Consider the following 20992-nt stretch of genomic DNA (forward strand, 5'->3'; position numbering starts at 1 on the left):
CCGCTTCGGTCCGTTCCGCGTCCAGCGCCGCTTGCTGCGTTGCTGATGAAGGGGGTTCTACGGTCAGTGAACAAAACCCGCAACCCCTTTTTTGGAGAAAATTCATATTTCTGTCATTTTCTCGTTTTTCGTTGAATTTCAAAGCCTTGATTGTCGAAAGCTGCTTTCGACCCTAGGTCATTCGTAATTTTGTTACCTTCGCTCTTGGGGCGCTAACACTAGATGCTGCGTTATCCACAGAGGTGTACACAAGTTCGACTGAGACTCCCCCTGAATCGCACCCTACGTTCGGCTGATTTTGGCACTGACTCGCGCAAATCAGTGAAACGACTCGCGCCCTGACTCACTGAATCGCTGAAAATTTCCTGATGCACACCGTCTAAGGCGCCGATTCATCCCATAGAAAAGATCCGCGACAGCCAAAAAGATAGGATCAGCCCCGGAAAGAGGCACATAAAAGCAGCGCGAAGTGAAAACGACTCGGCCACGAAGCCAATTAGGGGCGGTCCGATCAGAAAACCGGAGATTCCGATCATCGCCATGGTCGCGATGTTCTGTGCTTCATGTGTATTGTCCAACCCCGCCGCTGCAGAGATACCCAATGGAAAGGCCACCGACACCCCAAGCCCGATCAAGGCGAAGCCTACAAACATAGCCGCCACACCAAAGGGCAATGTCAGGCATGCTATTCCCGCAATCGCCAAGCCCACAGTTAGTCGTGCGATGGCCCGCGCGCCATACCTCCGTCGCAACGCATCACCAGCAAACCGCCCTGCGGCCAAGAACCCCGCGAAGATGGATACCGCAATGCCCGCATCCTCGGGCATCCCCCCCCAGCGTTCAGCTAGGTAAACCGCAGCCCAATCCGACATCGCGCCTTCGACCATGGTCACGCACAATACAAAGAGAGAGATCACGAAGAGCGCCTTTGGCATTTCTCTAAGCCGTTGGGGTTTTACGGATGCGTTGTCTTCTTCGCCCAAGAGTCGCGGCAGGCTTAAGCCGGCCCATACACCGATCATTGCCGATGTTGCGGCGACAAGGAAAACACCCAAGGCCGGTCCAAAGACAATCAACACAGTCGCGAGCAATGATCCCGCCATGACACCCAAGGCCCAAAAGCCATGGCATCTGGACATGATGTGCAGGTCTGCGGATTTCTCGAGCCGTCCGGCGTAGGTGTTCATTGCGACTTCAAGAAACGCCACAAATGCGCCCAGCACTGCCAAGGCCAGAAACAAGCCGACCACGCCGCTTGCCATAAACGGCAAAAGCACCGCCGCTGCCTGAATCGGCAACATAAGAGCGAACGTTTTGCGTGGCCCGATCTTGGCGACGATCCGACTGGCCAGCTGTAGCGTCGGGATCAGTGCAATCGGCATCCCAAGTAATGCTAGGGCAAGGTCGGATTTCGACAGCCCAAGCGTTTCCTTTATATAGGGGATCAACGCCAGCCACGCGCCAAAGGCCATTGGCTGAAGGAAGAACAATGCCATGATAAGAAGCGTGGCTTTTTGAGTCGTGCGAGTATCCATGAGCGGACGCTAACAGCCGCCGATGCGAACACCAGTCAATTCACATTTCAAGATTGAAAGACCGACGGCCTAAACGCTTGCCGACAACCGAGCTTTGATGCTCGGAACATAACGGGTCCCGATAAGGGCGACGACAACCGCAAGATAAACCATAGGTTCAACCTCCCACACCTTTTGTACCATAATAAAGTGCACCGCCCCAAGGACCGCGATGGGATAGACGAGTTTGTGCAACTTGCGCCACGCCATTCCCCCCATCTTGCGAACCGACAGGTTGTTAGATGTCACCGCCAACGGGATCATCGCGATGAATGCGACCATGCCGATGGTGATATAAGGACGTTTCCAGATATCGCTCCACATTTGGTCAAACCGCAGCGACATATCCAAGACCACCCAAATGCCCAGATGCACGGCGACATAGACAAACGCCATGACACCAATGGCACGGCGAAACTTTAGCAGGTTCAGCTTCAGGTATTTGCGCAAAGGCGTAATAAGCAGGCCAAAGATAATCAGCTTCAACGACAGCTCGCCCATCTCTCGCTCTAGGGCGTTGATCGGCTCAACCCCCATCCCGCCCGTCGCCGCACTGTAAAACAGAAACGGGATCGGCAGAGTCAGCAAGATGTAGAGCACCCAAGCGGGAACTTTACGGGCGGCGGTGTTGAGGGTGTCGATCATTAGAAATCTACGCTCAAATCCATGCCTGCATAAAGGCTGGCAACTTCGGGGTAGCCGTTGAACATCAGTGTGTCCTGGCGCGATGCAAACAGCCCGCCGCCGATCATCCGCTCAGAGGCTTGGGACCAACGCGGGTGATCCACCTCTGGGTTCACATTACTATAGAAGCCGTACTCGCGTGCGTTGATGTCGTTCCATGTGGCTTTCGGTTGTTCATCCGTCAAAGTGATCCGCACAATGGATTTGATCGACTTGAACCCATATTTCCACGGAACCACCAAACGGATCGGTGCGCCGTTTTGATTGGCCAAAGGTTCGCCATAGATGCCCGTCGCCATCAGCGTCAGCGGATGCATCGCTTCGTCCAAACGCAGCCCTTCGACATAGGGGAAATCGATCACACGGTTGCGCACACCGGGCATAACTTCGGGCATCACGGCGGTTTCAAACGCAACATGGGTCGCACCGGACTGAACGCCAGCCTTTTCCAGCAGGTCTGCCAGTTCAAACCCATTCCAAGGCACAACCATCGACCACGCTTCAACGCAGCGGAAACGGTAGATGCGCTCTTCCATGGTCATATCGGCAATCAAGTCCTGCAAAGAAAAGGTGCCGGGATTTTCGACCATGCCGTCGATCGTGACTTCCCAAGGATCTGTGATCATGTCGCCGGAATTCTTGGATGGATCATCTTTGCCCGTGCCGAATTCATAGAAGTTATTGTAGCTGGTTATTTCTTCCAACGTGTTTGGTTCAAGCGGGGCCTGCTGCGCGGCCGCCGCCCCTGCAAGACCACCCGCCGCAGCGAGCCCTGTCATCCCCGCCAAAACGGAGCGGCGGTTCATCCAGACGTTTTTCGGTGTGACGTCGTTCGCAGTGTAAGTGTTCGTCCAGCGGTGGGCCATTGGGGCGTTCTCCGTTTCAAGTTTCGCTCTCTATATAAGGAAGAGTGATCACAGGTCACTAAAAGCCGCCTCACATCTGCGCGGGGAAACTGTAACGTTTGAAAATACGGACCGTCGAATTTGCTACGCAAATCCGATCCGGCGGGGGCCAGCCCCCGCACCCCCGAGGTATTTATGAAACAAAGGCAGGGTTAAGAGGGGTATAGCGACGAAAGCGGAATGCTGGTCCCATCAGGCTGAACGATCCGCACGTGGTCGCGCCGCATCTTGCGCGGTTCGGGAACACCTACCGAATGCGCGATGATTTCGACCTCTTTGACGATACCTTTGGCGTAGCCCGCGACACGTTCCCATTTTTCTTCTGGAACAAGACCTTTTTGGAAGCGGGGATCATGCGTGGTGATTCCTGTTGGGCATGTATTCTTGTTACACTTTAGAGCCTGGATGCATCCAAGGCTAAACATGAACCCTCGCGCTGACGTCACAAAATCCGCGCCTGCACAAAGGGCCCAGGCAATGTCGCCCGGGTTGACCAGTTTGCCCGAAGCCACCACGCGGATACGATCCTTGAGGCCACGGTCATTGCGCAGCGCCGTCACCAAGGGCAGGGCTTCGCGGATCGAAACGCCGACCAAATCCATCAGCGGCATAGGCGCGGCCCCTGTGCCACCTTCTCCCCCATCAAGCGTGATGAAATCAGGTGCGGACTTAGCCCCCCGCGCCACGATCACGTCAAAGAACTCTGCCATAGCGGCCTCTGAGCCCAGAACGGTTTTGATCCCCGTCGGCAGGCCCGACACTTCGCGGACGTGGGCGATGAAATCGAGCAGATCATCCCAGTCGTCCACTTCTGCATGGCGGTTCGGGCTTATGCCGTCTTTACCCCTTGGAAGGCCACGGATCTCAGCGATTTCGGCGCTGATCTTGGCAGCTGGAAGAATCCCGCCCTTGCCAGGTTTGGCCCCCTGCGCGAGCTTTATCTCGATCATTTTGACTTGTGGTGTTTCCGCTATTTTACGCAGCTTCTCATCATCCAATGCGCCAGCCGCATCTCGCACGCCGAACTTCGCCGTGCCCATCTGAAAAACAATGTCGCAACCGCCTTCCAAGTGATAGGGTGACAACCCGCCCTCGCCCGTATTCATCCAGATGCCCGCAGCCGCGCACCCTTTGGACAACGCCTGCACGGCAGGTTTCGAGATCGCGCCATAGGACATACCCGACAGATTGAAGATTGACTTTGCCTCATAGGGCGCGCGTGTGTCCGGTCCGATGACCAGCTTTTCGGTGCTGGCGAATTGATTGTCCAAAGGCGGAAATGCGGCATTGGTAAAGATGGGCGTCCCAGGCACCGACAGATTGCGGGTCGATCCGAAGGCCAAGGTACTACTACCCCCGTCCGCTGTGTGTTTTACCCAGTCGCGTTGCGCGCGATTGAACGGCAGCTCTTCGCGGTCCATGGCAAAGAAGTACTGGCGGAAAAATTCACCCAGCGCCGAGAACAAATAGCGGAACCTGCCGACCACGGGATAATTGCGCCGGATCGCATCCTCGGTTTGGGTGCGGTCGATGATACCCAGCACCAGAATCAAGAGAATGGCGGCGCCGATAAAGAGGATGAAAGTCACAGCGAGACCTTCAAAAACGGACATTGAGAAAGTGGAAAACATTGAGAACCGCCTATTTTTGGAAACAGTTAGATCACAGACAATAGATTGGCTAGCAATCGGTCAACCACTTCACGCAATTGGGAACTTTTGCTTTCCCAAGTGTAAACGACGCTCTACTCTGTGGCGAAAGACTGGCCGAAATTTGTCAACAATAAGGCACAGTTGGCGTCTAGAAAGACGCACACTTGGGGACTTCAGAGCATGACTTGAATGCGCGCCATTGGCGCGTTGTAACGTTTTTTGGAGGACTTTATGTCTGCAGACGATCTTCGCATTACCGAAGTAATGTATAACCCCGGTGCGACTGGCTACGAGTATATCGAAATTACAAACACGGGGACGGAGAGCGTTTCGACTGATGATTTTTTTGTCGGAAACGCAGACTTCCTGCCGGAGTATTTTGACGGTGGATTTGACGACGGCATCGATATTCCAGCAGGCGCGACGATTGTCTTGGTTCCCTCCCTTCCTGACTTCGACGCAGAGGTCTTTGAGCCACCGGCCCCGATTTCGCAGAACGATTTTGAAGCGGTCTATGGTCCTATACCAGCAGGTGCAGTTTATCTAAGCTATATCCACTTCTTTGGCGGCTCAGAGGACGGTGCTTTGTCCGGCGGCAGCAGCTACACCATCGGTGGAAACGATATCTATGCGCAGAGCGTTTACATCCAAAGCGGAGCCGCTGAAGGTCAGTCCGTTTCGGTTTCGTTGGAAGACGGATCCACATCGATTGGCGCGCCGACACCCGGTAGCGTTGGCTTACTTCCCATCGACGTTCCGACAGAGGGCGACGACACGTTGACCGGAACAGAAAGTGATGACGTTATTGACGGCCTTGGCGGTCGCGACACGATCAACGGTGGCGCGGGCGACGATACGTTGACGGGTGGCGCGGGAAATGACGCGATTGATGGCGGTCAAGACGATGACGAGATCGATCTTGGTGACGGGAACGACAACGCGTGGGGCGGTGACGGTAACGACGTGCTGTTTGGCGGCACAGGACTGGATCGCTTGAACGGAAACTCCGATGATGACAGTATCTTTGGCGGCAAAGGTGGCGACATCATCCAAGGCGGCAAAGGCGAAGATTACATCGACGGCGGAAAGCAGTCTGACAACATTTCGGGCGGGGAACAGTCTGATGAGATCTACGGTGGTAATGGCAATGATACCATCAACGGGGACGAAGGCGCGGACCTGATCTATGGCGGTTCTGGCAACGATAATATCGATGGCGGCACGTACGATGACGTTCTTTACGGCGATCACGGTCAAGACCGTATCAATGGAGGTGCTGGGGATGACTATATTGACGGCGGGGTCAGTGATGACCGCCTGAATGGCAACTCCGGTAACGACGAAATCTACGGTGGCCGCGGGAATGACGTTATGACCGGTGGCTCCGGCAATGATGAGCTGTTTGGCGGCAATCAAGGTGACCGACTCAATGGCGGTGACGGTGAGGACATCCTCAATGGCGGAATGGGCAACGATGAGTTGACCGGTGGCGCGGGCGCGGATGTGTTCATCTTTGAGGGAACCGTCAACTATGACGTCATCACGGACTTTGAAGTCGGCATCGACCAGATCGACTTTACTGCCTACGGCCCAATCTCGGACGCGGATGCAGCCGCTATCGCAAGCCAAACCGGATCAGACGTTGTCTTGAACCTAAGCGGCAGCGGCCAAGTCACGCTCGAAGGAATAGCACTCGGGGACCTGAGCTTGAGCGACTTCATCTATGTTCCCGATGACATCCTCGTGGTTGGCTAAGCTGACCACATCAAGACACCAATAATTGGCCCCACCGTAAGTTCTTTGCGGTGGGGCTTTTCTTTTGCACTGCAGCGCGGCAAGGTCCGCCTTATGAAAACAGCAATTATCACAGGCGCCGCGCGTGGCATTGGGCTAGCAACCACCGACATCCTTTTGTCGCAAGGCTGGCAGGTCGCGATGATCGACCGCGACGGTGGTGCTTTGGCCGATGCCATCAATTCTCGAACCAATGTCCATGGCATTGATTGCGATGTGTCAGACCCCGTTGCCGTTGACGGTATGGTCACTGAAACTCTCCGCCATTTCGGGCGCATCGATGCTCTGATCAACAACGCCGGTGTTGCCGATTTCGGGCCGATGGAAGACACGGATTTCGCCCGTTGGAAGACGGTCATGGACACCAATCTGGACGGTGTGTTTCTGTGTTCGCAAGCGGCTATTCCAGCATTGAAGGAAACCAAAGGCGCGATCGTAAATATCGCCAGCATTTCAGGCCTACGCGCGTCAACCCTGCGCGTCGCCTATGGCACGTCCAAGGCGGCGGTCATCCAACTGACGCTCCAGCAAGCGGCAGAACTCGGTGAATTTGGTGTCCGCGCCAATACGATTTGCCCCGGCCCCGTGCGTACGAAACTCGCGATGGCCGTTCATTCACAAGACATCATCGACGCTTATCACGATGCAATCCCGCTGAACCGCTACGGCACCGAAAATGAGATCGGCGAAGTCATCGCCTTTCTGGTCTCCGACAAGGCCAGCTATATGACGGGCCAGACAATCGCCGTTGATGGTGGGTTCGAAGCGACCGGCGTCGGGCTTCCGTCGTTAAGAAATACTGCCCAAACTGCGGATGAAACGGCCAAATAAGGTGTACGAACACCACACATTGCCAGTTTTTTGCACTATTGTGCTTTAAAATCACCCCATTCATGGCAGATTTGTCGTTCATTGTGAGCTGTGAACCAAAATCGGTAACGCAGCACTGGAGACGCAATGAATCGTCTTTTTAAAGCAGACAAATATGAAACTGAGGTTGAGCCCAAAAAGCTGTTGACCCGTTTCAAGCGTGTGCACAGGCGTGACGCGCCTCAACCTCCAAGAGACGGCGGCATCGATCCGCTTGGAACGCTGACCCGCGCCGATCAACAGCACCAGCGTGCGACCCCAACTCCCAATCCGACCTCAGGTCCAAGCCCCGTTAGACGGTCGATGATGGATTTGCAGGCCGCATTGCATGCCAATGGGCCGATCTCGGTCAGCGTGTTACAAAATGCTTTGCCACTCCGCACCGCCAAGATCGCTGGAAAGTCGCTAATTTGACCGCAATGACATCGTCTATCACCTTGATGGGTGTAAAAGGCGGCCCCGCCATTCGGCCTGGCTCAAACATGCCGACGTCCAATCTGTTACACATGGGCGGGCAGACTATTCTGGTGGATGCGGGGCTCGGCTGTACACGTGGAATTTGTGATGCTGGCGTGGCGCTAACGGGGATTGATTGTATTGTCATCACCCACCTGCATTCGGACCACTACCTCGAACTTGGGCCCTTCTTTCACACCGCGTGGACTGCGGGGCTGAACCGCCCCATTCGCGTTATCGGCCCAGAGGGTTTGCAGGCCTATTGGGACGGTTTTTTGTCTTCGATGGCTTTCGACATCGAACTTCGCCAAGACGATGAGGGCCGCTGCCCTCTCGCGCCCTTGGCCGAGATCGAAGTGCTCACGGAAGGCCCAGCCGCAATTGGCGGCGTGTCCCTGCACGCGATGCGCAATATTCACCCGCCGATCCATGACACCTATGCCCTACGGTTTGACCACGCAGACAAGCGCATTGTTGTATCGGGTGACACAGCCTTCATGCCCGAGATGATCGATTTCGCGAACGGCGCTGACATCCTTGTCCATGAAGCCATGTTGATCGATGGGGTCGAAGCCCTCGTGGCTCGGATGACCAATGGCGACGATCGTCTTCGAACCCACATACTACGCAGCCACACCAGCGCCGAAGACGTAGGCCGCATCGCGCGGGACGCGGGCGTCAAACAACTCGCGCTGACCCATATGGTTCCGGACGGTGATCCTGACTTTACTGAAGCCCACTGGGTCGAAGAAATTCGCAAGCATTTCAACGGGCGGTTTCAGATCGGCATCGACGGGATCACCCTGACGGCCTAATACCCGTTTATCATACTCTGGATGTAAGGAAGTACACTCGCCGCCAATATGCCCACAACTGCGCCCACACCGAGACGGACTGAAAAGCCTGGGAATTTAGGCGCAACGACGCTCAAGACCCCGCAAACAACAGCATAGAATATAAGGGTGGTTCCATCCATCCTTTGACCCTAGCACAGCATTTCGGAACTACAAAACGCGCGGCCTGCACACTCGTGGGATATGCTCGCATCGGTGGCTGCCAGCCTTACCACTTGCCTAAAATGTAAAAAGCCCCCCAGCAAAGCTGAGGGGCTCTTGTTATCGCGCTTACATGCCTGCGGTTAGTGAACCACAGCATCATCCGGCTTTGGACGGTTGGATTCACTAACGCGATCGCCAACCAAAAGCCCGTCAGCCCCGGCGGAAACCGAAACAGTGTTTCCGTCCTTCACATCACCCGCCAGCAGCATTTCTGCCAATGGGTCCTGCAACGCACGTTGGATCACCCGCTTCAAAGGCCGCGCCCCGAACACAGGGTCATAGCCTTCGTCCGCCAGCCATTTGCGAGCGCCATCATCAAGATCAAGCGTGATCTTGCGAGCCGCCAACCGCTTGAGCAGACGTGCCATCTGGATATCAACGATCCCGTCCATGTCATCCCGTGCAAGACGATCAAAGATAACGGTTTCGTCCAGACGGTTGAGGAACTCGGGCCTGAAGTGAGCCCGCACCGCATCCATCACATCGCGCTTGGCGTCGCTGGCATCAGACCCTTCGGGCAACTGGCTTAGCGCTTGTGACCCAAGGTTGGACGTCAGGATAATAAGCGTTTGCTTGAAATCCACAGTGCGCCCCTGACCGTCGGTCAGAACACCATCATCGAGAACCTGCAACAGCACGTTAAACACATCGGGGTGGGCCTTTTCGACTTCGTCAAACAAGATCACTTGATACGGACGTCTGCGAACCGCTTCGGTCAGCACACCACCTTCTTCATACCCAACATACCCCGGAGGCGCACCAATCAGACGAGCCACGGCGTGCTTCTCCATGAATTCAGACATATCGATCCGAACCATGGCGTTGTCATCGTCAAACAGGAACTCGGCAACCGCTTTGGTCAGCTCGGTTTTACCGACACCGGTTGGCCCAAGGAACAAGAAGCTACCCAACGGGCGCCCTTCGTCGTTCAAGCCAGCCCGCGCACGACGCACGGCATTCGACACGGCTTTCACCGCAGAGTTCTGCCCGATGACGCGCTTATGCAGCCCGTCTTCCATGCGCAGCAGTTTTTCGCGTTCGCCTTCCAGCATTTTGGCGACAGGCACACCTGTCCAACGCTCGACCACGCTCGCGATTTGCTCGGGACGCACGGCTTCTTCGACGAGAGGCCCTTCATCGCTGTGCTCTTCGGCTTCACCAAGCTGCTTTTCCAGATCAGGGATCACACCATAAGACAGCTCACCCGCCTTTTGCAGGTTGCCTTCGCGTTTTGCGATGTCCAACTCAGCCCGCGCACGATCAAGCTGTTCTTTCAGCCCACGCGCGCCTTCCAGCTTATCCCGTTCAGCCTGCCATTTTGCCGTCAAGCTGGCAGATTTCTCCTGCAAGTTTGAAAGCTCGCCCTCAAGGGTTTCAAGACGATCTTTCGACGCTTGGTCATCCTCAAGACGCAAGGCCTCAGCCTCGATCTGCAATTGCATGATTTGACGGTCAAGCTGGTCGAGTTCTTCCGGCTTGCTGTCCACTTCCATCCGCAAACGGCTGGCCGCCTCGTCAACAAGGTCAATCGCCTTATCAGGCAAGAAACGATCCGTGATATAGCGGTGCGACAGAGTCGCGGCACTTACCAAGGCGCTATCAGAAATCCGCACACCGTGGTGGAGTTCGTATTTCTCTTTGATGCCACGCAGAATGGAAACCGTGTCTTCCACGGTTGGTTCTTGCACCACGATGGGCTGGAAACGACGGGCCAAGGCCGCGTCCTTTTCTACGTATTTGCGATACTCATCCAAGGTCGTCGCACCGATACAGTGAAGTTCACCCCGTGCGAGCGCAGGTTTGATCAGGTTAGCGGCATCCATCGCGCCGTCGCCCTTACCAGCACCAACAAGCGTGTGCATTTCGTCGATAAACAAAATGATTTCGCCAGCGGCTTCGCCAACTTCATTCAACACCGCCTTCAGGCGTTCTTCAAATTCACCACGATATTTCGCGCCCGCGATGAGCGCGCCCATATCAAGCGACATCAGGCTCTTGTTGCGCAGGGATTCCGGCACATCCCCATCAACGATGCGCAGGGCCAAACCCTCGGCGATCGCTGTCTTACCGACACCGGGTTCACCGATCAGAACGGGATTGTTTTTGGTGCGGCGCGACAAAACCTGCATCGCGCGGCGAATTTCTTCGTCACGACCAATGATCGGGTCAATTTTACCTTCACGCGCACGTGCGGTCAGATCGAGGGCGTATTTCTTCAGTGCGTCATAGCCTTCTTCGGCACTCGCCGTGTCGGCAGTGCGGCCTTTGCGAATGTCATTGATCGCGGCGTTCAGCCCTTGAGCCGTAACCTTACCAGCATCAAGCGCGTCTTTTGCTTTGGATTTCACCATCGCAAGCGCCATCAAAATGCGTTCAACAGGCACAAAGCTATCGCCCGCTTTCTTAGCGAGCTTTTCGGCTTCGGCCAGAATCTTACCGGTCGTGCCGTCCATATAGGTCTGCGCAGCGTCACCGGACACTTGCGGCAGTTTCGCCATAGCGATGTCGATGTTTTGAAGCACAAGTGCGGCGTCACCGCCGGATGCATTGATCAGGTTCGCAGCGAGCCCCTGATCATCGTCCAACAAGGCTTTGAGTAGGTGTTCAGGCGCGAGCCGTTGATGGCTTTCGCGCATGGCAATGGTCTGTGCAGCCTGAATAAAACCGCGTGACCGTTCAGTGAACTTTTCAAGGTTCATATGGTCTCTCCTTATAAAGCGCCCCGTTAAAATTGCTGCCCGCTATGCGGCACAGGCTGTGTGGGGCCTTGTCCATAATATGGGGGTGCCGAGGCTCCTGTTCAAGATCGGTTGCCGATTGCCGTCAGCCCGCATAGAACGGCGGCAATCATAGGAGAGAATGATGTCCACGTCTGACCAGTTGATCGTAGCCCTAGATGTTCCTGATGCCCTGCAAGGCTTGGCCTTGGCTCAAAAACTGGGTGACGACGTGTCCTTTTATAAGATCGGGCTGGGAATGTTGACGGGCGGTGGATTGGCCTTGGCCAACGAGTTGTCTGACGAACTCGGCAAACGCATCTTCCTTGATATGAAACTGTTCGACATCGGCGCAACCGTCGAAGCCGCCGTGCGGGGTTTGTCACGCTTTGGCCATGACTTCTTGACCGTGCATGGTGATCCCCACGTCGTTCGCGCCGCCGCCGAGGGCAAAGGCGGAACAGATATGAAAATCCTCGCAGTGACGATCCTGACGTCGTTGGACCGCGCTGATCTGGATGCCTCCTGCATCAAGGCCGGCGACATCACTGATCTAGTGCAAGAACGCGCAGGCATCGCGCTGTCCAATGGTGCCGACGGCGTGATCGCATCTCCGCAAGAAGCGGCGCTTATTCGTGCGCTTCCTGAGGCCGAAGGTAAGTTGATCGTAACACCCGGCGTGCGCCCCGCAGGCGCCGATCTGGGCGACCAAAAAAGGGTTACAACACCCGCACAAGCAATCGCAAACGGTGCCGATCACGTGGTTGTCGGGCGTCCAATCTGGCAAAATCCAGACCCAAAAGCCGCTGCACAGGCTGTTTTGGCGGAACTCCGCGCGTCTTAAGCGAACAGGTAAGCGCCTTATTTTTAAGGGGATAAATCCTCAAGGCTTGTATTTTATTACATTGAATCACGGACTTGGGTGAAAACGTGTGTTTTCTTCCCCTTAATATCGACCAAAGTTATCCCCAGATCTTGTGTAGACGAAAGACAACTACACAAGATCACTTCGATTGATCTACTCGAAAGGGGAAATACGATGATTGTACTGCATGAAATCCACTACACCGGCAAAGCCTTTCGGGGCGCTGTTGTCCTGCCGACGCATGACGGACCTCTGAAGTTCGATTGCCACGTAGAGGGTCCGATGACTCTCGACCCATCTCAGGTGAAGCGCGCCTTGTTGGGTCACGCTGTCCGTCAACGTACACGCTAATCCAGACAACAGGAGATCATTCCAATGGCCAATATTTCGCTTGGAAACATCCGCTACAACCCCACGACTGGCGCCTATGAGGCCCGCGTAGATATCGACCGCAAAGGTCGCACATATCGCTATCCATGTTCCGTTGCAGGTGCACTGACCATGGACGAAGCCGCCGTGCGTCAAAGCCTAAGCCGTCAGGCCCTTAAGCTGGCTGGCCGCGAAGGTGGCCTGCACGCTGTTCGCTAGATTTAAGTTACGTCTGTCACTGCCTCTGTCCGAACTGTCCCTCGGACACGAATTCCTCGTGATCAGATAAACTGGCCCCGCCTTTTGAGCGGGGCCTTTTTTTGTCCGTCAAACGGTTCGTCGGGAATATCACTACGCCGAAGGCGCATCAGTCATTGATATCACGGTCCCAGATTTTAACCTGCCCGCGACGGATACCGAACATCTGGCGCATGATGACATAGGCAACCAGTGACAGCACTGCAAAGACCACCAGTGACCACGCGAGCGAAAGCCCTGTGAAAAGACCAAGCCAGATAATCGCCCCGAGGAAGAACCCACCAACGGCAAAGCCGAAAAAGATCCAACCGGGGATCAGGACCTCTGCGATGGCCAGCACAAGTGCGGCCACCATCCAGATCCACCATTCATTATGCCAACCCATCAGCCGCGCCCTTTCAACATGTTGAACGCGTTGCCAAAGCTTTCGATCAAGCTAGCTGGGAGCACAACTGTGTTAGACCCCGCAGAAGAGCTCATCGCGTTGACAGCTTCGACCTGTTTCAGTGCAACCTGATACTGCGCCGCCTCAAGACCGTTCTCAGCAATCGCAACCGCAACGACCTGCGTTGCATAGGCTTCGGCGTCTGCAGACACACGGCGCGCTTTGGCGGCTTGTTCCGCGGCATAAAGCTCAGCATCGGCCTGAAGCTCAACGGCACGCTTCATACCTTCGGCTTCAGTCACCTGCGCACGGCGGGCGCGTTCGGCGTTCAACTGCTGTAGCATAGCGGCACGGGTTGCGGCATCCAAATTCACATCCAGAATTTCAGCTCGGGTCACTTCGATACCCCAGTCATCCACCTGAGCGGCCAACTGATCTTGAATAGCGAGGATCAGCCCTGTGCGGTTCGCCTGCACTTGGTCGAGTTCCATCTTACCGATTTCGGAACGAACGATACCTGCAACAGTTGTCGAAATCGCGCCGTCCACGTCTCGGATACGATAAACTGTCTTTTCAGGTTCAGTGATACGGTAGAACACGGATGTTTCGACCTGCACCAACACGTTGTCCGATGTAATCGCGTCTTGGCCCATTACGGGTAGCTGACGTTCAAGGATCGAGATCTTATGTGCAACGCGGTCCAAGAAAGGTACGATAAAGTTGATGCCTGGCCCAAGCACCGAGCGCAAACGGCCAAACCGTTCCACTACAAATTTTTCGGACTGCGGGACGATGCGAACACCAACCAGAATGCAGATGATAATGAATGCAGCCAGCAGGATCAGGACGATATTGCCGCCAATCAAATCTGTAATAATATTTTCGATGTCCATGAAGTGTCCTTACCAAGTCTTCTGCCCACAATTGGGGCATAACAATACGTATGACATTCTAGATAGGGGCGACACTCGTTTCGCGCAACATTTGCCGTAGACGCGCATGCAGGGCGGGCACCAGATTCGGCATATTCATCACATGGCTCACGGGACGGATCGCATAACTCTGACCTTCATCCCCGAACCGAATGTCTTTCGCCGTGGCGGCTGACAATTGAACCGCAAAAAACCATGCTTTGTTTGCCGGCACCACCATCGACGGAACCGCTTTGCCCCACGTTATCGCAGCCTCAGGCAGTATCAGCCCGAACTCTTCAAACACCTCTCGTTTCAAACAGGCTTTGGGCGTTTCACCGTTTTCGCGACCACCTCCGGGAAAATCCCAGTATCCGGGCCAGATCACACCGCGGTCCCGTTGATAGATCAATAGATCATCGCCAATGAAAATTGCCGCCTTAGCTCCGTGAAACCCGCTGTCCGTCATCTGCACGCGCCCTGTCATCTTGGTTATCGCGTCTGATCTAGCACGCTTGCCACAACTGGTGCTGCTCTTTATTCACGGACCATGCCTGCCCTTTGCCGCGCCTGTTTACATACCTTTGATGCCGGATCCCGTTGTCCGGCATGCCGGTCGCCGCGTGTCACCAGCCACGCTGAACTGTTCGACCTGACGATTGCGCATATGGATTGCGATGCCTTTTACGCCAGCGTTGAAAAACGTGACAACCCAGAACTGGAAGGCAAACCCGTCATCATCGGCGGCGGACATCGCGGCGTCGTTTCCACCTGCTGCTACATCGCGCGGATCAAAGGCGTCCGCTCGGCGATGCCGATGTTTCAAGCGCTCAAACTTTGCCCCGAGGCGGTCGTCGTGCGCGGCCGCATGGACGAATACGTCAAAGTCTCAAGGCAAGTCCGCGCCCTGATGGATGAACTAACACCCACGGTTGAGCCCTTATCCTTGGACGAAGCCTTTATGGACCTGTCGGGCACCGCAAAGCTTCACGGAGCGCCGCCTGCCGTGATGCTGGCGCGGCTTACCAAACGCATGGCGGATGAAATCGGGATCACGGGGTCCATTGGCCTCAGTCACAACAAATTCCTCGCAAAGGTGGCATCAGACCTTGATAAACCGCGCGGTTTTTCGGTGATCGGGGCTGCTGAAACCACCGAATTCCTGCGGCCAAAGCCCGTGAAACTGATCTGGGGTATCGGCCCCGTGGCACAACAATCTTTAGACGCGGCGGGCATCCGCACCTTTGAAGACCTGCTGCGCTGGGACCGCCGTGATCTGCACGATCGTTTCGGCGGCATGGGAGATCGGCTCTATTCCCTTGCGCGAGGTGAAGACGCCCGCCGCATCAGCGCCCATACCCCCGTCAAAGGGCTCAGTAACGAAACGACGTTTTATGAAGACACCAGTGATGTCGACATTCTTGATGGTCACATCTGGCGGTTGGCTGAAAAGGTATCTGACCGCGCCAAGGCCAAAGACAAAGCCGGCCGCGTGGTGACGCTCAAGCTGAAGAAATCAGACCACAAGTCACTAAGCAAGCGGATCAGCCTGCACCAACCGACACAACTGGCCGACACAATTTACCGCACCGCACGCGGATTGTTTGACCAAGTGGGCGATCAAGGCCCCTACCGGCTGTTAGGTGTTGGAATTTCCGAACTGGTCGCCGCGGACGACGCCGACCGCGAAGGCGATCTTCTGGATCCGAACGCAGGTAAGCGCGCAGAGGCAGAACGTGCAGCAGATGCAATCCGTGAAAAGTTTGGCAAGGATGCGATTCTAAAAGGTCGCGCGTTGCGGTGACTACTCCGCCGCGAGGCTCTCAGCCGCTGGGCGACCAATGCCTGCAAGCTCAGAGATAACTCCAGCAAGAACCCCTTTGAAGGTTTCATAGTCGGAATTCGGCTTAATCGCCGCCTCATCCATATAGAGAGATCGGTTTATTTCGACCTGTACCGCGTGGTGTCTACGCGACGGGCGCCCGTAGTGCTGACAGATATATGCCCCTGCGAACGGCATATTCCGCGCCACCTTAAATCCTGCTGACGCAAAGGCTGCTTCGATATGTTCAACCACCGAAGACGCGGCCGCGGCCCCGAACCGATCCCCTAGGACCACATCAGGACGTGCCCCCCCTGACGGGCACACACTTTCGAGCGCTTCGTGAGGCATGGAGTGGCAATCAACCAGAATCGCCTCGCCAAAGGCGTTGTGCGCTTCGTCCATTAAGGTTTGCAGCATGTCATGATAGGGCCGCCAAACTGTCGCGATCCGGTTATGCGCCTCAATCAAAGGCAGCTTGCCGTTGTAAATCGCACGCCCGTTGGACACCACACGCGGAATCACACCCAACCCGCTTGAAATACGTGGGTTGTGTGACGATCTTCGCACACCTTCGATAACGGCGGGGTCCAGTTCATCCGGCGCACGGTTCAAATCAAGGTAGGCGCGCGGGGACTGTGACAACAACAAAGGCGCACCGTGATCCACAGCCACAGCAAACAAATCATCAACAAAAGCGTCTTCGGAGGACCGGATTTCAAGCTTATTCAACACCGTGCGGCGCATAAATGACTCCGGATACCTACGTCCAGAATGAGGTGACGCGAACACAACCGACGTTGACCGCGCCTTGGGGCGGTGCAACAGGTAGGACAAATCATGCGATGTTGGCGCCCGTGAGGCCATAAACGTCACCCTTTCGCTTTTCAGTGTAACGCATTTTGCTCAATTACCAAAAGCCCTTGATCCCTATGCCGACTCTTTATATAGACCGCCCAACCGACGCGCGCTCAGCGCGTCCTATTCGTTTATAGGGCGTGTCGAATGTGTTAAGGAAAAGGATGATTAGCTCAGCGGTAGAGCACTTCGTTGACATCGAAGGGGTCACTGGTTCGATCCCAGTATCGTCCACCACGGATTTAACCGCGCTGCATGTGCCAGCGCATAAACGAAACAAAGGCGCCTTTCACCGCGCCGCGAGACAAAGGATAGAACCATGAAAGTTCGCAACTCCCTCCGGTCGCTGAAAAACCGCCACCGCGATTGCCGCGTTGTGCGCCGTAAAGGCCGCGTTTACGTGATCAACAAGACTCAGCGCCGCTTCAAAGCACGCCAAGGTTAAGACTGACCACATCGTTTTAAAAAGCCGCGCCCGAGCAATCGGGTGCGGCTTTTTCTTTTGAACAGACGGATTTCGCTGTCCATTGAGTTTCCCGCCCAACCTCGCCACCATAGATCGCAGAAAGGCGGGATCTATGTTTGGAGCATATGAATGGGTGACACGGCGGGTTCTGAACCTCGTTGACCCATACGTACATGGGACAGGAGAAACGCCGTCGTCACGGGTCTGGCCCTATCTGCGATCCCACCTGCGGCCATTGCGCAGTGTCCTTGTCCTAAGCATCTTTGTCACCATTCTCGCCGCCAGCATGGAAGTCTGGTTGATCAGCTATGCGGGAAAACTGATTGATATGCTCGCCGATACGTCACCTGCCGAGATTTGGCAGACCCACGGCTGGAGCCTAATTTTTGCAGCCGTGATGATAATTTTGATCCGCCCGCTGAGCCAATTCGCGCGACATTCCGTGAACGAATTCGGCCTCAGCTGTAATTCCGCCAACCTGTTTCGCTGGCGCGCCTATGATCATTTGACCCGACAATCCGTCGGTTGGTTTCAAGAAGACCTCGCGGGGCGCACCGCATCGCGATTGGTTCTCATGGGGAACTACGCCGGTGATGTCATTTTTCATGCGCTAAACGCTTTGGCGTTCGGGTTGGTCTATATGGTCGGGGTCGTCACATTTATGGCAGGGATCGACATCCGGCTGGCTATTCCGCTGTTTGTATGGCTCGCGCTGTATGTAACGCTAATGACGTTGATTGTTCCGCGCATGGTGCGTTCAATGGAAACATTCATGGCGGCAAAATCTGCTTTATTGGGGGGCGTTGTCGACGTGTTCTCGAACTTTGATACTGTTAGCCTGTTTGCCCGCCGAAAAGACATCGAAGAGGATCACAAAGACTCTCTTGAGGCGACACGGGAAAAGCTGTTTCTGACCCGCCAGATCAGCGTCGGAATGCGCACAATCACTGTTTGGCTAGAAGGCGTGATCATTGTGGGTTTCGTGGGCTACGGTATTTTTCTTTGGTCACAAGGTGCTGCATCCATCGGTTTGGTGAGTGCCGCCATGGCCATGAGCCTGCGGATCACCACGATGGCAGATTGGGTTTCCGAAGCTGTATGGTCGATCTTCCAACAAGTCGGCTCAGTTCGGGAAGCATTGCGATCCATCAGCCAACCGCTCGCCATTCCCTCGGCCGATACGCTCCCTGATTTTGAGATGAAGGGCGGTGAAATCATCATCAACGACGCGCACCACCATTACGGCAAAGGTAAGGGCGGGCTGGACGGGATCAACCTGACCATTCGAGCCGGTGAAAAAATCGGACTGGTCGGTCCGTCTGGCGCAGGAAAATCAACGCTCGTGAACCTAATCTTGCGGTTTTACGAACCCGAAGACGGGCAAATCAAGATCGACGGCCAAGACGTGCGGAGCGTCAACCTTGAGAGCCTACGCAACGCCATCGGTATGGTGAGCCAACAAGCCGCCCTTTTGAACCGCTCGGTGCGCGACAACATTGCCTTAGGGCAGCCGGACATCATGCAAAGCCAGATTGAAAGTGCCGCACGGCGGGCCCATGCCCATGACTTTATTTGTGATCTGACTGACAGCAACGGACGCACTGGATACGATGCCCACGTCGGCGAACGTGGCGTGAAACTGTCCGGCGGGCAACGGCAACGGATCGCACTGGCGCGTGTTTTCATGAAAGACGCACCGATCCTTATCCTTGATGAAGCCACCAGCGCGTTGGACAGCGAAGTCGAAGCAGAGATCCAGTCTTCGTTGCAGACCGTCATGCAGGGCAAAACCGTGATTGCCATTGCCCATCGCCTTTCTACAATTGCAGAAATGGACCGGATCATTGTGATCAAAGACGGCACGATTGTCGAAAATGGCACTCACCAAGACCTCCTGAATGCGGACCAACTGTATGCGTCGCTCTGGAACCGCCAGTCTGGTGGGTTCATTGGAGCCGAGGACTAAGACCGGCGGCCAAATTGAGAAGAGGTCGGGTTTCCCTGACCTCTTTGGAAATTACACAACTCTTCTCTGGCCACGTCGACGTCCTCTGCTTACGCTGCCGTCAAGCAATTCAAACGGAAGGTAATATTATGATCCGATCTCTTTCTACGACGTTGACGGCGGGGCTCTTTGCTCTCGCGGCACTTCCAGCAGCCGCACAAGATGCGAACCTTTGTGGTGGCGCAGGTTCATCCGGCCAATGGCTGGGCGGCGATGAGGCCTCATCAGATATTTCGATATCCCCGTCCTTTGTGGAACAGATGGCTCTTGTTTTGATGCGCAATGAATACGTTGGTCTGTTCACGGTATCCCAAGATGGCGACTACCGGATCGAAGCGCAGGGCAATGGCGGTGGTGACACGGTTTTGGACGTGCGCAACGCCGCTGGTGATATCGTCGCATCCGATGATGACAGCGGCGGCGAAGGCGCCAGCCGCACAGAAGTATTCCTCACTGCGGGCACCTATTGCGCTTCAATGCGCAGCTTTGACGGCACCCCTTTGACCGGATTTGTGCGCGCAGCGCGTGTCGATCAAGAAGCCCTGACACCCGGTTTTGGGACCCCGTCTGATGGTGGCGAAAACTACAACACGGGCACTTGCGATCTTGGCGCAGCGGTGCCTCTGACCCTTGGCGAACCCATCGCGAATGCGTGGTCTGCACAGAACATGTATAGCCTCCAACTCGATGCTCCGATGGCCATTTCGCTGACGGCTGAAAATGAAACTGCTGATCCGATCCTGTCGCTTTATGATGCGAGCGGGAACTGGATTGCCGAGAACGATGACTTCGACGGATTGAACAGCCGTATCGATGTATCCACGCCACTTGAGGCAGGCACCTATTGCGTCGCGGTCAATCTGTACGGTGATGAAAACGTGCCAATCACAGTGCTCGCGAAGGAATATGATGCGTTGGAGGTCCAGGTAGGTCTCTATGCCCGCGGCGACGCAAGCCCGCCTCTGGATGGGTCTTACCCTGTCACCGCACTGGGTGAGCTACAGACTCGCCTTCGCCAAGACGCAAATGTAGGTGGTGATGCGACATGGTTCTCGTTTGACGTTTTTGAGGGCGGCTTGGTGCTGGTCGAAGCGATTGCCCAAGGTCAGGGTGATCCGGTTCTGATCATGTACGATGATCTTGGTCGTCAGGTTGGCTATAACGATGACAACGGCGGTTCACTTGATTCACTGCTGACTGTTCGAGTGCAGCCAGGAACCTATGCGGTTGCTGTTAAACAATTAGACAGCGGCACAACCGGCATGATCCGCATGCTGTTTGAACGTTACGTTCCGGCACGGCCCTAAATCAGCCCATATGAAATGAACATGGCCCTGCCTCGA

General features: G+C 55.3%; 20 protein-coding genes and 1 tRNA gene. 12 read left to right on the top strand and 9 right to left on the bottom strand.

Annotated elements, in window-relative coordinates:
* Positions 1–392: 392 nt before the first annotated feature.
* The 4 genes from KO486_RS02505 to KO486_RS02520 form a co-directional block, all read right to left on the bottom strand.
* Entirely contained in the window at positions 393–1535 is a 1143-nt protein-coding gene (locus KO486_RS02505; protein WP_216035674.1) for an MFS transporter, read from the bottom strand.
* Positions 1536–1604: 69 nt separating this feature from the next.
* Positions 1605–2219: a protein-methionine-sulfoxide reductase heme-binding subunit MsrQ gene (msrQ, locus tag KO486_RS02510; RefSeq protein WP_216035675.1), complete on the bottom strand. Its 615-nt coding sequence runs from the start codon at positions 2217–2219 to the stop codon at positions 1605–1607.
* The gene (gene msrP, locus KO486_RS02515; protein WP_216035676.1) at positions 2219–3124 is read right to left on the bottom strand and encodes a protein-methionine-sulfoxide reductase catalytic subunit MsrP; all 906 of its coding nucleotides are present in this window, start codon (positions 3122–3124) and stop codon (positions 2219–2221) included. Before msrP ends, msrQ begins: the two co-directional genes overlap by 1 nt.
* Positions 3125–3315: 191 nt before the next feature.
* Positions 3316–4794, bottom strand: coding sequence for an FMN-binding glutamate synthase family protein (locus KO486_RS02520; RefSeq protein ID WP_216035677.1), 1479 nt, complete (start codon positions 4792–4794; stop codon positions 3316–3318).
* A gap of 252 nt (positions 4795–5046) precedes the next feature.
* On the opposite strand from KO486_RS02520, the gene KO486_RS16510 reads away from it, so the two are divergent.
* From KO486_RS16510 to KO486_RS02540, 4 genes are all read left to right on the top strand, one after another.
* Positions 5047–6570, top strand: coding sequence for a hypothetical protein (locus KO486_RS16510; RefSeq protein ID WP_216035678.1), 1524 nt, complete (start codon positions 5047–5049; stop codon positions 6568–6570).
* 93 nt (positions 6571–6663) lie between these two features.
* Positions 6664–7440, top strand: a complete 777-nt coding sequence (locus KO486_RS02530; protein ID WP_216035679.1) for an SDR family oxidoreductase — start codon at positions 6664–6666, stop codon at positions 7438–7440.
* A 126-nt stretch (positions 7441–7566) separates the two neighbouring features.
* Entirely contained in the window at positions 7567–7893 is a 327-nt protein-coding gene (locus KO486_RS02535; RefSeq protein ID WP_216035680.1) for a hypothetical protein, read from the top strand.
* A gap of 5 nt (positions 7894–7898) precedes the next feature.
* Complete coding sequence (locus KO486_RS02540; RefSeq protein ID WP_216035681.1) at positions 7899–8750, top strand: MBL fold metallo-hydrolase; 852 nt, start codon at positions 7899–7901, stop codon at positions 8748–8750.
* 323 nt (positions 8751–9073) lie between these two features.
* Here KO486_RS02540 and clpB read toward each other — a convergent pair whose 3' ends face one another.
* On the bottom strand, positions 9074–11692 hold the full coding sequence (clpB, locus tag KO486_RS02545; RefSeq protein ID WP_216035682.1) for an ATP-dependent chaperone ClpB: 2619 nt from the start codon (positions 11690–11692) through the stop codon (positions 9074–9076).
* Between the two features lie 160 nt (positions 11693–11852).
* On the opposite strand from clpB, the gene pyrF reads away from it, so the two are divergent.
* The 3 genes from pyrF to KO486_RS02560 all read left to right on the top strand — a co-directional run bounded on the left by pyrF (position 11853) and on the right by KO486_RS02560 (position 13163).
* Positions 11853–12554, top strand: coding sequence for an orotidine-5'-phosphate decarboxylase (gene pyrF, locus KO486_RS02550; RefSeq protein ID WP_216035683.1), 702 nt, complete (start codon positions 11853–11855; stop codon positions 12552–12554).
* A 195-nt stretch (positions 12555–12749) separates the two neighbouring features.
* Positions 12750–12926, top strand: a complete 177-nt coding sequence (locus KO486_RS02555; RefSeq protein ID WP_216035684.1) for a hypothetical protein — start codon at positions 12750–12752, stop codon at positions 12924–12926.
* Positions 12927–12950: 24 nt separating this feature from the next.
* On the top strand, positions 12951–13163 hold the full coding sequence (locus tag KO486_RS02560) for an orotidine 5'-phosphate decarboxylase (protein WP_216035685.1): 213 nt from the start codon (positions 12951–12953) through the stop codon (positions 13161–13163).
* A gap of 148 nt (positions 13164–13311) precedes the next feature.
* Here KO486_RS02560 and KO486_RS02565 read toward each other — a convergent pair whose 3' ends face one another.
* The 3 genes from KO486_RS02565 to KO486_RS02575 are packed head-to-tail and all read right to left on the bottom strand — an operon-like array spanning position 13312 to position 14985.
* Positions 13312–13587 carry a hypothetical protein gene (locus tag KO486_RS02565; RefSeq protein WP_216035686.1) on the bottom strand — a complete coding sequence of 92 codons (276 nt, stop codon included), beginning with the start codon at positions 13585–13587 and terminating at the stop codon, positions 13312–13314.
* Positions 13587–14480 carry an SPFH domain-containing protein gene (locus tag KO486_RS02570; RefSeq protein WP_216035687.1) on the bottom strand — a complete coding sequence of 298 codons (894 nt, stop codon included), beginning with the start codon at positions 14478–14480 and terminating at the stop codon, positions 13587–13589. The genes KO486_RS02565 and KO486_RS02570 overlap by 1 nt, the downstream gene beginning before the upstream one ends.
* 58 nt (positions 14481–14538) lie before the next feature.
* Entirely contained in the window at positions 14539–14985 is a 447-nt protein-coding gene (locus tag KO486_RS02575) for an NUDIX hydrolase (RefSeq protein WP_252734529.1), read from the bottom strand.
* Between the two features lie 63 nt (positions 14986–15048).
* Here KO486_RS02575 and KO486_RS02580 point away from each other — a divergent pair, with 63 nt between their 5' ends.
* Positions 15049–16302, top strand: a complete 1254-nt coding sequence (locus KO486_RS02580; protein ID WP_216035688.1) for a DNA polymerase IV — start codon at positions 15049–15051, stop codon at positions 16300–16302.
* On the opposite strand, the gene KO486_RS02585 is transcribed toward KO486_RS02580, so the two are convergent.
* On the bottom strand, positions 16303–17187 hold the full coding sequence (locus KO486_RS02585) for an N-formylglutamate amidohydrolase (RefSeq protein WP_216035689.1): 885 nt from the start codon (positions 17185–17187) through the stop codon (positions 16303–16305).
* 153 nt (positions 17188–17340) lie between these two features.
* Here KO486_RS02585 and KO486_RS02590 point away from each other — a divergent pair.
* The 4 genes from KO486_RS02590 to KO486_RS02605 all read left to right on the top strand — a co-directional run bounded on the left by KO486_RS02590 (position 17341) and on the right by KO486_RS02605 (position 20956).
* Positions 17341–17415 (top strand) — tRNA-Val (locus KO486_RS02590).
* An 82-nt stretch (positions 17416–17497) separates the two neighbouring features.
* Positions 17498–17623, top strand: a complete 126-nt coding sequence (ykgO, locus tag KO486_RS02595; protein WP_005850168.1) for a type B 50S ribosomal protein L36 — start codon at positions 17498–17500, stop codon at positions 17621–17623.
* A gap of 133 nt (positions 17624–17756) precedes the next feature.
* On the top strand, positions 17757–19610 hold the full coding sequence (locus KO486_RS02600; RefSeq protein ID WP_216035690.1) for an ABC transporter ATP-binding protein: 1854 nt from the start codon (positions 17757–17759) through the stop codon (positions 19608–19610).
* 128 nt (positions 19611–19738) lie between these two features.
* Entirely contained in the window at positions 19739–20956 is a 1218-nt protein-coding gene (locus tag KO486_RS02605) for a DVUA0089 family protein (RefSeq protein WP_216035691.1), read from the top strand.
* Positions 20957–20992: the final 36 nt, after the last annotated feature.

The sequence above is a fragment of the Octadecabacter sp. B2R22 genome (assembly GCF_018861045.1).
GTDB lineage: Bacteria > Pseudomonadota > Alphaproteobacteria > Rhodobacterales > Rhodobacteraceae > Octadecabacter.